Raw genomic sequence first — 12705 nt, forward strand, 5'->3', positions numbered from 1 at the left:
CGGGCTGGTGGACTTCGAGCCGGCGCCAGAGGCCTTCCCACCGGACCTACCAGCCCCACCTGACCCGGCGGACCCGGCGGGTTTCGCCCGGGTGCCACCGGTCTTCGCACCGCCGGCCCGGGTCCCCCCGCCTCCGGCACCACCGGTTCCGGCCGCGCCCGCTGGCGTCCCGCCCGTCGAGGCTCCGCCCACTGACGTGCCGCCCGCTGACGTGCCGCTCGCCGATGTGCCGCTCGCCGATGTGCCGCCCGCCGATGTGCCGCCCGCCGATGTGCCGCCCGCCGGTGTACCGCCCGGTCCCGGCCTGGATCCGCTGTCCTCGGGGCTCACGGGTTCATCCGCTGGGACCGCAGCAGCTCGGCGATCTGGTAGACCGTGCCGACGTCCACGCCGTCCGCGGCCATCGGCACCTCGCAGACCGGACGGTCCAGGCCGGCGATCTCCGCACGCTGTGCGGTCTCCAGCGCGACGCGCTCGGCGTGCTGGGCGGCCTCCCAGACCAGGTTCGCGATCAGCTCCTCGGTCGGCTCGATGCCGGCCTCCTTGACTCCCGTGGCCAGTTCCTCGTAGTCGAGCTGGCCGTGCCGGGCCAGGTCCAGCTCGGCCGGCGCGAGCAGCGGCCTGCGCACCATGTTCACCACGACCGCACCCACCGGCAGACCGACCTCGCGCAGCTCGCGTATCCCGTCCACCGTCTCCTGGACCGGCATCTCCTCCAGCAGGGTCACCAGGTGGACAGCCGCACGCTCCGGGGCCAGCACCTTCATCACGCCTTCCGCCTGGGCGCGGATCGGACCCATCCTCGCCAGTCCTGCCACCTCGGCGGTCACGTTCAGAAAGCGGGCGATCCGGCCCGTCGGGGGCGCGTCCAGCACGACCGCGTCATAGGCGAGCCCGCTGGGCCTGGTCCCATCCGGGCGGTTGACGGCCTCCTTCACCTTGCCGGTGAGGAGCACATCCCGGACTCCGGGGGCGACCGTCGTGGCGAAGTCGACCGCGCCGACGCGCCCGAGGGCACGTCCCGCGCGGCGCAGGTTGTAGAACATCTCGAGGTACTCGAGCAGGGCCTCGTCCGCATCGATCGCCAGCGCGAACACCTCGCCGCCGCCCGGTGCGCTGGCCACCTTGCGCTCCCGGTAGGGCAGCGGCGGGGTGTCGAACAGCTGCGCGATCTGCTGGCGCCCCTCGACCTCGGTCAGCAGCACCCGGCGCCCGCCGGTGGCGAGCGCGACGGCCAGCGCCGCGGCGATCGTGGTCTTGCCCGTCCCGCCCTTGCCGGTGACGATGTGCAGCCGGCGGTCCCACAGAGCCACGGCCGTCTCCCGCGCCATGTCGTCACCGCTCACGTGCTCGACCGTACCCGGGGGCCGTCACTCCCGACCGCCGCACCCGCGGCTCACGTCATGACAGATGCTCCCGCCCACCCGGCCGGGCAACAGGGCGGAGATGCTCTAGGGTCCAAGGTCATGCAGACCACGTGGGAGTATCTGACTGCCCCGCTCCTGATCCACGCCACCAAGCAGATCCTCGACAACTTCGGGGCGGACGGCTGGGAGCTCGTGCAGGTCGTGCCCGGGCCCAACCCGGAGAGCCTGGTCGCGTACTTCAAGCGGCCGAAGGCCCAGTAGGCCGGGCCCGGCGATGGCCCCGCCCGAACCCCCCACCCCGGCCGGCGCAGACGCGCGCGCCGCGTCCCCGGAGCCCGGTGGCACCACGCCGTCCGCGCGGCTCGCCGAGCTCGGACTGGTCCTGCCGGCCGTGCCCACCCCCGCGGGTGCGTATGTGCCGGCCGTCCGGGACGGCGACCTCGTCTGGACGGCCGGGCAGATCCCGCTCGTCGGTGGCCGGCTCGTCGAGACCGGCGTCGTCGGAGCCGGGATCAGCACCGGGCGGGCCGCCGAGCTGGCCCGGATGTGCGCGCTGAACGCACTGGCCGCCGCGGCGGAGGCGGCCGGCGGCCTGGACGCCATCATCCGCATCGTCAAGGTCGTGGGATTCGTGGCGAGCGGGCCCGGTTTCGTCGAGCAGCCCCTGGTGGTCAACGGCGCCAGCGAGCTGCTCGGCGCGGTCTTCGGGGACGCCGGACGGCACGCCAGGTCAGCCGTGGGCGTCGCGGGGCTGCCGCTCGGGGCCCCCGTGGAGATCGAGCTGGTGGCCCGGGTGGCCAGCTGAGGCCGCCACCCGCGGGCCGCGGTGTCTACCATCGAAAGCATGGTTGATCATCAGGCGGCGCTGATCACCCGTTTCACCACCTCCCGGCAGGTGGATCCGGAGGAGGCGGCCGTGCTGGCACGRCTGGCCGCCGCGCCGGCCGCCCCCCGGGACGCCGCCACCGTGATCCTGCTGCGTGACGCGCCGGCCGGTCCGGGGGTGGAGGCCTACATGCTCCGGCGCATCACCGCCATGTCGTTCGCCGGCGGGATGTACGCCTTCCCCGGCGGGCGGGTCGATCCCGCGGACGGTGATGCCGCACTCCCCTGGGCCGGTCCGCCGGTCGAGGCCGTCCTGCCCGGCCTGGACCGGGACCCGGTTCTCGCGCGGGCGCTGGTCTCCGCCGCCGTCCGGGAGACCTTCGAGGAGTGCGGCGTCCTCCTCGCCGAGCCGGCCGCCGCCGACGACGACGCCGCGGACGACAACGACGCGGACGACAACGACGCACCCGCCAGCGCCAGCGCCGAGGGTGCGGCACCTGTCCCGGCCGCGCACGATCTGGAGGCGGACAGGTTGGCGCTGGAGAACCGGCGCCTCGGCCTCGCCGAGCTGCTTACCCGCCGCTCCCTGGCCCTGCGGGCCGACCGGCTGGCGGCCTGGGCCCGCTGGATCGCCCCGGAGCTGGAGCCCCGTCGGTACGACACCCGCTTCTTCGTCGCCGCTCTGCCGCCAGGCCAACAGCCCGGGCCCGTCTCGGGCGAGGCCGACCAGGTCATGTGGGTCCGCCCCGCCGACGCCCTCGCCCGGTTCGCCGCCCGGGAGCTGGCGATGCTCCCGCCGACCGCCTTCACCCTGGCTGAGCTGGCCGCCTTCGACGACGTCGCCGCGGTGCTCGCGGCCGCGCGGTCCCGGGATCTGACCCCCGTCCAGCCGGTGATCTCGGTGGCCGGCGGTCGTTGGCAGCTGCTGTTCCCCCACGCCGACCGCGGGACCGACCGCGGGACGGGCGCGCGATGAGTGCCCCCCGCCGGGTCACCGGGCTGGCCGCCGTCGCCCTCGCGCCGAACCCTGGCCCGATGACTCTCGAGGGGACGAACACCTGGATCCTGCGGGCCCCGGGCGAGGAGGGCTGTGTGGTCGTCGACCCGGGGCCCGACCACGACGAGCACCTCGCCCGGGTCGCCGCCGCCGGGCCGGTGCGGGCCATCCTGCTGACGCACGGCCACTCCGATCACAGTGCGGGCGCCGCCGTCCTGCACGCCCTGACCGGGGCGTGGGTGCGCGCGCTCGACCCGGCGCACCGGCTCGGCTCGGAGGGCCTGGCCGCCGGGGACGTCGTCGCCGAGGCGGGCGTCGAGCTGCGCGTGCTGGCGACCCCGGGGCACACCGCCGACTCGCTGTCGTTCGTCCTGCACGGCGACGGTGAGCCGCCGGCGGTGCTCACCGGCGACACGATCCTCGGCCGCGGCAGCACCGTGGTCGCCCATCCGGACGGCCGCCTCGACGACTATCTCGCCAGCCTGCGGCTCCTGCGGGAGCTCGGCGACATGGCGGTGCTGCCCGGGCACGGCCCGGAGCTGCCGGCCGCCGGCCGGGCCGCCGAGGCGTACCTGGCCCATCGCGCGAACCGCCTCGAGCAGGTCGTCACGGCGCTGGCCGAGCTGGGCCAGACCGCCGACCAGGTCTCCCCGGGCGACGTCGTGCGGCTGGTCTACGCGGACGTCGACCGGGCGCTGTGGCCCGCAGCGGAGCTCTCCGTCCGCGCCCAGCTCGACTACCTGCACACGCGCTGACCTCACCGGCAGCAGTACCGGCTCCACCACCGCGGGTGGCGCGGGCCACTCCGCCGGGCGTGACGTCCACCACGGCCCGTTGGCCGCCGTCCCGCGGGCAGGGGTCTCGCCCGGGGGCGGATGGACGTCCACGGGGCGGCTGGAGGGGCGTCCGCCGGATCGGGGTACCCCAGAAAACAGGTCACGGAGTGACCTGCGCCACAATGGAGCCCAGACCCGCCGTTGTCCCGGACTCGGCCCACCGGCCCAGGTCAGTCATCCGACACAGCTTGATCCAGAAAGGGAGACGAAGGCCACTAAACTTTCCGGCGGAGGAGACGGCTCGTGCGCTTTGTGACTATTCGGCCCACTGGTACCGCCCGCGGAACCTCGGATTCGCGGGGCGTGGCCCACCGCGCGCGATCCGGCGCCGGCCATCGACCGACCGCCTGTTCCCGCGGCCAGCGGGGACCCCACCTCCCACGCGGCTCGTGCCGCCCACGCGCCTGCGCGATCATCCGGCGGAGAGGAACCGGTCCAGAATGGTGATCAGCTCTCCCACGCCCGGCCCGCTCGTGTGTCCTCGGTGCGGCACCCCGACCGTCCCCGGCGGGCGGTTCTGCTTCAACTGCGGCCTTCAGTTCACCCAGACCGACACCCCGCGCGCGGAGGCGGCGGAACGGCGGGTCGTCACCGTGCTCTTCGGTGATCTCTCCGACTTCACCGCCTGGGCGGAGGACCGCGACCCCGAGCGGGTCGGCGAGGTCACCGACCGGGTGCTCGCCGCGCTCGCCCGCGAGGTCGACGAGGTCGGCGGCCGGGTCGACAACCTCAGCGGAGACGGGATCATGGCCGTCTTCGGCGCGCCGACCGCCCATGAGGACGATCCCGAGCGCGCCGTGCGCGCCGCCGCCGCGATGCAGGAGACGGTCCGTCGCCTGATCATGGATGAGGGTGGCGACAGCAGCCCGCTGGGCCTGCGGGTCGGCGTCAACACCGGCGAGGTCCTCGCCGGGGTGCAGGCGGCCCTGTCGTACACGGTCATCGGGGACACCGTGAACACCGCCGCCCGGTTGTCCGGTGCGGCCGCGGTCGGCACCGTCTACGCGGGGCGGGACACGGTCACCGCCACCCGCTCGGTCGCGACCTGGCGTGACCTCCCGCCGCTGATCCTCAAGGGCAAGCGCGAGCCGGTCCCGGCATACGAGCTGGTCAGCCTGCGCCCGTCCAACATCGCCCGCCCCGGCCTGGCCGACGACGCGACCTTCATCGGGCGCGAGCAGGAGCTGGCCGAGCTCTGCGGCTACTTCACCGAGGTGGCCGACCGCGGGCACCCGGACGTCGTGGTGGTCACCGGCGAGGCCGGCATCGGCAAGACCCGGCTGGCCCGCGAGCTCGCCGACAGCGCCGCGGCGGCGTCCGGCGCGACGGTGCTGTGGGGGCGCACCGTCCGGCACGGCGACGTGCGGGACCTGGCCCCGCTGATCGACCTCATCCGCGGCGCCTGCAGCATCACCGACGGCGACAGCCTGGACCGGGTGGYCGACCGGGTGCGCCGCAAGGTCGCCGCGCTCACCCATCCGATCTTCGGGACGAAGCTGCCGTCCGGCATCGGCGACCGGCTGCTCGGCATGCTGGGCGTGCCACCGGACCGCCGGCCGGGCGCAGGCGGGGTGCCACCGCCAGGCGATCCGGTGGGCCGGGCCTCGCATGGCGAGGCGTTGCAGCGGGCGGTCGACGACGCGGTGGAGACGGTCGGGCTGCTGCTGAGCGCGGTCGCCGTGCAGGGCCCCGTGCTGGTCATCATCGACGACCTGGAATGGGCGACGAGCCGGCTGACCATCGCACTGCGCCGGCTCGCGACCGCGCTGAGCGGCCCGGTGATGCTGCTGCTGCTCGACCGGGAGAACCCCCGCTTCGCCGATCTGGCCGCCGCGCGGCGGATCGCGCTGACCCCGCTGCCGGAGAACGCCGCCCGTGCCCTGCTCAAGGACTACCTGGGCGAGCCGGGCCTGTCCCGGGCCAACCAGGCGGGCCTGCTGGCCCGGGTGCACGGCAACCCGTTCTTCCTCACCGAGCTGCTGAACCTGCTGGTGGACAGGGGCCTGCTGCGCCAGGTACCCGACCCCGACGGGGAGGGGATGCGCTGGGTGCTGGAGGGCTCCCTGGCCGAGACGGTGCTGCCCGCCGGCGTCCAGTCGGTGCTCGCCGCGCGGATCGACGACCTCGACCCGTCGTCGAAGGCGGCGTTGCGAGCCGCGGCCGTGCTCGGCCCCCGGTTCCCGGCCGAGGCGCTGCAGGCGGTCGGGGAGCGCCCCGCGGCCGAGGTCGAGCGGGCCCTGTCCGTCCTCACCGAGCGCCAGCTCGTCCGGCCGCCACGGCAGGGCGAGACGCTGTGGCGGTTCGTCCATCCGATGGCCCGCGACGTGGCCTACTCGGGCCTGCCGAAGGTCGAGCGGGCCCGCCGGCACGCGACCGCCGCCCGCTGGGGAGTGACCGCGATGGTCGGTTCGTCCCGGGAGGTGTCGACCTTCGTCGCCGGGCATGCCCTGCGGGCCTACGACCTGGCCGCGTCGATGGCGCTGCCGGCCGATGACCCGGCCTGGTCCGCACGGGAGGCCGGCTTCCACGCGCATGTCCGGCTGGCCCGCTCGGCGCTCGCCCGCGACGACCACCGAGCCGCCGCCGACCTGCTGGCCAACGCCCGCCGGCTCGGGCGCGACGTGGTGGACGGCGACGACGACATCAAGGTGCGCATCCTGCACGCCGAGGCGCTCGTCTGGCTGCGCCGGCTCGACGAGGCGGAGCGCGCGCTGCGCCCGGCGCTGCGGCTCAACACGCCCGCCCAGCGGGCGTCGGCCTACGCCGTCCTCGGTGAGCTCCGGCAGAAGCAGGGGCGCGGCGAGGAGGCACGGCAGTCCCTGATCACCGCCCTGGACGCCGCGCACCGGGCCGGCGACGACCGGGCCGTGGCCGCCTCCCTGCGCCGACTCGGCCTGCTGGAGTACTCGGCCGGCCGCATCCAGGCGGCCGAGGAGCGCTACAGCGAGGCGCTGACACTCGCCCGGCGCGTCGACGACCCCCGCGGCGTCGGCTGGGCCCTGCAGCACCTGGCCTGGAGCGCGACCACCCGCGGCGACTACGGCCGGGCCGAGCGCACCCTGCGCGAGGCCTCCGCCCTGTTCGAGCGGCTCGAGGACGCCGGCGGCCTCGGCTGGTGCTCCGGCACCGAGGCCCTCGTGCTGCTGCTCTCCGGCCAGCTCACCCGGACCCGCAAGGTCTCCCGGGTGCTCATCAACCTCGCGGAGTCGATGCGGGAACGCTGGGGGCAGGCCGTCTGCCTGACCATCGACGCGGTCGCCGCGGCCGAGCTCGGCGACATCGAGACCGCCGAGGCCGAGGCGGCCCGCGCGGCGGAACTGTTCACCGAGACGGGCGACTCCTGGGGGCACACGCTCACCCTGATCGCCCGCGGCCTGGCCGCCCGCGGTGCGGGCGAACCACAGCGCGGCGCCGACCTGCTCACCGAGGTGTGCACAGAGGCAGCCGCCACCGGGCATGTGATCATCGGCGCGTTCGCGCAGGTGCTGCTCGGCCTGACCAGGCTGGACGCCGGCGAGGTGGACGCCGCCGAGGAGGCCGCCCGCCGCGCGCTCGCCGATCTGGACCGCCTGGAGCTGCGCCCGCACGCCCAGCTCGGAGCCAAGGTCCTGGTCGCGCAGATCGCCCGGGCCCGCGGCCGGCTGGACGAAGCCATCGCCGGCCTGCGCGGCGCGCTCGCCGTCAGCGAGCCGGCGACCCTGATGTTCCCCCGTCGGCAGGCGTACGCCCACCTCGCCGGCACCCTGCTGGACGCGGGGGAGCCCGACGAGGCGCTGCGGGTGGCCCGGCGCGCGGTCAGTGTGGACGCTGAGGACGTGCGCGCCCAGGTACTGGCCTACCGGGCCCTGGGCACGGTGCTGGCGGCCCACGGGGACGTCGAGGGCAGCCGCGAGGCCTACCAGCAGGCCCTGGCGGCGGCGACGGCCACCGGCGCGGTCAGCGAGGCCCCGCAGACCCGGCGGCTGCTCGCCGCGCTGCCGCCAGCCGAGCCCGGCGACGGCGATGATCCGTCGAAGGGCGGCGTCGCGGCCCGGGCCGGCGGCTTCGGGATCACGAACGAAGGCCGCCTCGACATCACGGAGAACGGGCTGGGGAAGATGCCGCTCCCGGATCCGGCGCCCTTGGCGGATCCGGGAGACGGCCGGGTAACGGACATGCCGGCTCCCCTACCGGCGGTGAGTTCAGCGGGCCCGGCGGGCGAGCCGCTCACGATCGAGCAGCACGACGGCGCGTGAGTCCAGCCGCAGCCACCCTCGGGTGGCGAAGTCGGCCAGGGCTTTGTTCACCGTCTCCCGCGAGGCACCGACCAGTTGTGCCAGTTCCTCCTGGGTGAGGCCGTGTTCGACCCGGACCCCCGCCGCCTCGTTGCCCGGCTGGGCCGGCTCACCGAAACGGTCGGCCAGGTCGAGCAGCGCCTTCGCCACCCGACCGGGCACGTCGGTGAAGACCATGTCCGCCATCGTGTCGTTGGTCCGCCGCAGGCGGCGGGCCAGCACACGCAGCAGCAGCGCCCCGGCCTCGGGCCGGGAACGCAGCCACGGCCGCAACGCGGTGTGGTCGAGCGCGACGAGCGACGCGTCGGTCACGGCGGTCGCCGTCGCGGTGCGCGGCCCCGGATCGAACAGGGAGAGCTCTCCGAACAGGTCTCCCGGGCCCATCACATACAGCAGGTTCTCCCGCCCGTCGGCGGACTGGCGTCCTATTTTGACCTTGCCGGATAGGACCACGAAAACGCGGTCACCGACATCCCCTTCGCGGAACAGCACATCGCCACGGGTCACGTCCTGCCGGTCCAGGTGATCGGAAAGCGCCTGGCGGTCGGRCTCGGACAACCCGGCGAACAGCGGAACGCGGGCTAGCAGATCGTCCACGAGGTGAGCATGCCAGGGTGCGGGGCTTTGGGCACGGCCAGGGACCCCCATCGGCCTGGTCAGGTCACGCAGATGTACCCGAATACGTCGTTCTGATACGTAAAGTGACAGCAGAAGGACCACCAAGGTGGTGTGAGTCACAATCCGCGCAGTACGGCCGATCTGCCGGCCTGCACACCGTGCGACCGCTCACGGCGACCACAGTGCTGTCAACCGATCAGGCCGATCAGGCCGACTGGCCCGATCGGGTCAGTCGGACAGGTTGGGCAGATCGAGATGGCGGCCTCGTCGGGCGTCAGGCAGCGCGGTGCTTGCCCGGCGGAGTGCGGCGCAGCCGGCGCCGGTAGCGCTCGAGYGCGGCCGGCAGACCCTGCTGGACGAAGGTCGCCACCTCGTCGGGCCGGGCGCTGTCGAGGAAGCCCTCAAGCCCCTTGCCCGTGTCGGCAGCGTTGAGGGGGCGCTCCACCCGCTCCATCGCCAGGAGGAGCCCGAGCAGCACCAACGGGAACGTAACCACAGCAAAGGCAAACATGACGAGCCCATGGTCCACGATGGCGGCCGGTGGCGCGCGTTCGGGGTGGCGACGCGCCATCGCGGACCACCATCAGGCAACCGGTTCCTGCCAGGGCACGGCAGATAACCTGCGGAGTATGGCAATCACCGTCGACGCGTCAGCCGAGACGGCCCTGGCCCGTACCCGGCGCGCACGCCGCATCGTGCGCGCGCTCGGCGAGCTCCATCCCGACGCGCGGATCGCGCTGCACTTCGGCAACCCGCTGGAGCTCCTGATCGCGACGGTGCTGTCGGCCCAGTGCACCGACAAGAAGGTCAACGAGGTCACCCCGGCCGTCTTCGGTCGCTACCGGGACGCGGGCGCCTACGCCGCGGCGGACCGCGAGGAGCTCGAGGCCCTGCTGCGCCCCACCGGCTTCTTCCGGGCGAAGGCGAACTCGCTGATCGGCATCGGCACCGCCCTCGCCGAGCGGTTCGGGGGCGAGGTGCCCGGCCGCCTGGCGGATCTGGTGACGCTGCCCGGCGTGGGGCGCAAGACCGCGAACGTCGTCCTCGGCCACGCCTTCGGCGTCCCCGGCATCACCGTCGACACCCACGTCGGCCGGCTGTCGCGCCGCTTCGCGCTGACGACCGAGACAGACCCGGTCCGCGTCGAGAGCGACCTGGCGGGCCTCATCGAGCGGCGGGACTGGACGATCGCCTCGGACCGCATGATCTTCCACGGCAGGCGGATCTGTCATGCCCGCCGGCCCGCCTGCGGGGCGTGCACGATCGCCCGGCTGTGCCCGGCTTTCGGGGAGGGCCCGACCGACCCGCTCCAGGCCGCCCGCCTGGTCCGCGGGGACGCGGAGGCGGCCCGGTGAGCGCCCCGCGCCGGCCTGGCCCGGGCCAGGCGTCGGCTGCCGGCGGAGCGCCTGTCCCGGACTGGCTGACCGCGCTGGTCGGTGCGGTCGGCGACGGCATCCCCGTCGAGACGTCCCGGAGCCCGCAGCAGCGGCAGCCCGGCCCGCGGCGCCGGGCGGCGGTCCTGATCCTGTTCGGCCAGGGGCCGGGCGGGCCCGACATCCTGCTGCTGCAGCGCGCGGCGGACATGCGCGACCATGCCGGGCAGCCCGCCYTCCCCGGCGGCGGTGCCGACGAGACGGACGTCTCGATGGCCGCGACGGCGCTGCGCGAGGCCGAGGAGGAGGTCGGCCTCGATCCGGCCGGCGTCCACGTCCTCGCCGCCGCCCAGCCGCTCTACCTGGCAGCAAGCCACTTCCTCGTCACCCCGGTGCTCGCCTGGTGGCGCACCCCGAGCGCCGTGCAGGCGGTCGACCCGGCGGAGACGTCGTCGGTGGCGCGGGTCCCCGTCGCGGAGCTGGCCGACCCGGCCAACCGGATCCTGCTGTGGCACCCGGCCGGGTTCGGCAGCCCGGCCTTCCGGGTGCATGGCATGACGGTGTGGGGCTTCACCGCCGGCATCCTCGACGCGCTGCTGCGGCTCGGCGGGTGGGAACGCCCCTGGGACACCACGACCCCGGTCGACGTGCCGGAGATCACCTCCGCGATCACCAGGGCCATGGTCCTCCCCCGAGCGGTGGTGGAGCCCCGGGCCGCGCCGGGCGAAGCGGACGGTACGGTCGGAGGATGACCATCCGATCCGCCCGATCCGCCAAAAACGCGCTGGTCGCGCTGGTCGCGGCCGTCATGTTGGTCACCGTCGCGGCGGGCTGCGGCGGAGGCGGCGGTGGGGGCGGCGAAGCAGCTGCCACGGCGACGCTGACGCCGACCGTCCAGGACGGGGTCCAGGTCTTCGACGTCGTCGGCCAGGCTGACCTGACGTTCTCCGCCCGCGAGCTGGTCGCCAGCCCCGGCCGGATCCGGGTCGACTTCTCGGTCGCGAAGGGCTCCGCCCCCCACAACTTCGTCATCTCCCAGCTGCCCGGGGCGAGCACGGACATCCTGAGCACCGGCGAGTCCCAGACGATCACGTTCACGGCCACCGAGCCGGGCGAGTATCCCGTGATCTGCACTCTGCACCCGGCCATGACCGCCACCCTCGTGGTCCGCTGAAGCGCCGACGCGGCCCTCGGTGAACCTTCTCGACCTCGTCCTCATCGCGCTGGTCGTGATGTTCGCGATCTCCGGGTACCGGCAGGGGTTCGCCGTCGGTGCCCTGTCGTTCGTGGGCTTCCTCGGCGGCGGTGTCCTCGGCGCCAAGATCGCGCGCCCGTTCKCCGAGCTCATCGGGCGTGAGGACGACGGCGCGGTGGTCGGCCTCATCGTGGTCGTCGGCCTGGCACTGATGGGGCAGATCCTCGGCACCGCCCTGGGCGCGATCCTGCGCGGCCGGCTGACCTGGCGGCCCGGGCAGCGCCTCGACGCCGTCGCCGGCGCCGTGCTGTCCGGGTTCTCGGTGCTGCTGGTCGCCTGGCTCATCGCCACCGCGGTGGACCGCTCCCCGTTCCAGACCCTCGCCCGCGCCGCCCGCGGCTCGGAGATCCTCGGCGCCGTCGACACCGAGATGCCCGACGACGTCCGGCACACCTTCTCCGACCTGCGGCGCCTGATGGACGACCAGGGCTTCCCCGAGGTCTTCGCCGGCCTCGACGGTGAGCGCATCGTCGCCACCGACGTGCCCGACCCGGCGGTTGTCAGCACGGCCGAGATCCAGAACGCCGCCGCGAGCATCCTGAAGATCCGCGGGCAGRCACCGTCGTGCGGCAAGCAGGTCGAAGGCACCGGGTTCGTCTTCTCTCCGCAGCACATCATGACGAACGCCCACGTCGTGGCCGGGGTCAGCGAGGCCGTCGTCGAGCTGGACTCCGGCTCGCTGCCGGCCGAGGTGGTGCTCTTCGACCCCGACCGGGATGTGGCGGTGCTGAACGTCCCCGGCCTGGTGCGCCCGCCGCTGCGGTTCCAGTCCTCGCCCCCGGCCGAGCCGGGCGACTCCGCCGTCGTCGCCGGCTATCCCCAGGACGGGCCGTACACGACCGAACCCGCGCGGATCCGCAACCAGCAGAACGCGAGCGCGCCGGACATCTACTCGCGCGGCACGGTCCGCCGGGACATCTTCGCGATCCGCGGGCAGGTGCTGCCCGGCAACTCCGGCGGTCCGCTGCTGTCCGAGTCCGGCACCGTGCTGGGTGTCGTCTTCGCCGCGGCGACGGACGACGACGACACCGGCTACGTGCTGACCGCCCAGGAGGTCTCCGTCCCGGCGCAGCGCGGCGCGCAGGCGACCATCCCGGTGAGCACGCAGAGCTGCGACTGACGGCAGGTCGCCGGCCAGGTCAGCTCGTCGGGGCAGCCGG

12 protein-coding genes are annotated in these 12705 nt (G+C 74.4%); 9 read left to right on the forward strand and 3 right to left on the reverse strand.

Annotated elements, in window-relative coordinates; genetic code table 11:
• Positions 1-326 precede the first annotated feature (326 nt).
• Positions 327-1346, reverse strand: a complete 1020-nt coding sequence (locus tag CC117_RS30215; RefSeq protein ID WP_071090625.1) for an ArsA-related P-loop ATPase — start codon at positions 1344-1346, stop codon at positions 327-329.
• Positions 1347-1466: 120 nt separating this feature from the next.
• Between CC117_RS30215 and CC117_RS38295 the strand changes: the two genes are divergently transcribed.
• The 5 genes from CC117_RS38295 to CC117_RS30235 all read left to right on the forward strand — a co-directional run bounded on the left by CC117_RS38295 (position 1467) and on the right by CC117_RS30235 (position 8260).
• Positions 1467-1628: a DUF4177 domain-containing protein gene (locus tag CC117_RS38295; protein WP_018637431.1), complete on the forward strand. Its 162-nt coding sequence runs from the start codon at positions 1467-1469 to the stop codon at positions 1626-1628.
• Positions 1629-1641: 13 nt separating this feature from the next.
• Entirely contained in the window at positions 1642-2172 is a 531-nt protein-coding gene (locus CC117_RS30220) for a RidA family protein (protein WP_084133031.1), read from the forward strand.
• Positions 2173-2211: 39 nt separating this feature from the next.
• Positions 2212-3168: an NUDIX hydrolase gene (locus CC117_RS30225; RefSeq protein ID WP_071090630.1), complete on the forward strand. Its 957-nt coding sequence runs from the start codon at positions 2212-2214 to the stop codon at positions 3166-3168.
• Entirely contained in the window at positions 3165-3944 is a 780-nt protein-coding gene (locus CC117_RS30230) for an MBL fold metallo-hydrolase (RefSeq protein ID WP_071090633.1), read from the forward strand. The genes CC117_RS30225 and CC117_RS30230 overlap by 4 nt, the downstream gene beginning before the upstream one ends.
• Before the next feature lie 521 nt (positions 3945-4465).
• Positions 4466-8260, forward strand: a complete 3795-nt coding sequence (locus tag CC117_RS30235; protein ID WP_071090636.1) for a tetratricopeptide repeat protein — start codon at positions 4466-4468, stop codon at positions 8258-8260.
• Here the strand turns inward: CC117_RS30235 and CC117_RS30240 are convergent.
• Both CC117_RS30240 and CC117_RS30245 read right to left on the reverse strand, forming a co-directional pair.
• Complete coding sequence (locus CC117_RS30240; protein ID WP_071090639.1) at positions 8207-8896, reverse strand: Crp/Fnr family transcriptional regulator; 690 nt, start codon at positions 8894-8896, stop codon at positions 8207-8209. The genes CC117_RS30235 and CC117_RS30240 overlap by 54 nt on opposite strands.
• A 295-nt stretch (positions 8897-9191) precedes the next feature.
• A complete protein-coding gene (locus CC117_RS30245; RefSeq protein WP_026311087.1) occupies positions 9192-9428 on the reverse strand; it encodes a hypothetical protein in 237 nt (78 codons plus the stop codon).
• Positions 9429-9546: 118 nt separating this feature from the next.
• Here CC117_RS30245 and nth point away from each other — a divergent pair, with 118 nt between their 5' ends.
• From nth to CC117_RS30265, 4 genes are read left to right on the forward strand one after another with little or no spacing between them, the layout of a single operon-like run.
• Positions 9547-10272 (forward strand): endonuclease III, encoded by a 726-nt coding sequence (nth, locus tag CC117_RS30250; protein ID WP_071090642.1) that lies wholly within the window; start codon positions 9547-9549, stop codon positions 10270-10272.
• Entirely contained in the window at positions 10269-11042 is a 774-nt protein-coding gene (locus CC117_RS30255; protein ID WP_071090645.1) for an NUDIX hydrolase, read from the forward strand. The genes nth and CC117_RS30255 overlap by 4 nt, the downstream gene beginning before the upstream one ends.
• Complete coding sequence (locus CC117_RS30260) at positions 11039-11464, forward strand: cupredoxin domain-containing protein (protein ID WP_071090647.1); 426 nt, start codon at positions 11039-11041, stop codon at positions 11462-11464. Before CC117_RS30255 ends, CC117_RS30260 begins: the two co-directional genes overlap by 4 nt.
• Before the next feature lie 19 nt (positions 11465-11483).
• Entirely contained in the window at positions 11484-12665 is a 1182-nt protein-coding gene (locus tag CC117_RS30265; protein WP_084133032.1) for a MarP family serine protease, read from the forward strand.
• The last annotated feature ends 40 nt before the right edge of the window (positions 12666-12705 follow it).

This window comes from Parafrankia colletiae (assembly GCF_001854655.1).
Classification (GTDB): Bacteria; Actinomycetota; Actinomycetes; order Frankiales; family Frankiaceae; genus Parafrankia; species Parafrankia colletiae.

Coding starts and splice junctions, on each gene's coding strand:
- CC117_RS38295 (WP_018637431.1), top strand. CDS start 1,467: ATGCAGACCACGTGGGAGTATCTGACTGCCCCGCTCCTGATCCACGCC.
- nth (WP_071090642.1), top strand. CDS start 9,547: ATGGCAATCACCGTCGACGCGTCAGCCGAGACGGCCCTGGCCCGTACC.
- CC117_RS30220 (WP_084133031.1), top strand. CDS start 1,642: ATGGCCCCGCCCGAACCCCCCACCCCGGCCGGCGCAGACGCGCGCGCC.
- CC117_RS30230 (WP_071090633.1), top strand. CDS start 3,165: ATGAGTGCCCCCCGCCGGGTCACCGGGCTGGCCGCCGTCGCCCTCGCG.
- CC117_RS30260 (WP_071090647.1), top strand. CDS start 11,039: ATGACCATCCGATCCGCCCGATCCGCCAAAAACGCGCTGGTCGCGCTG.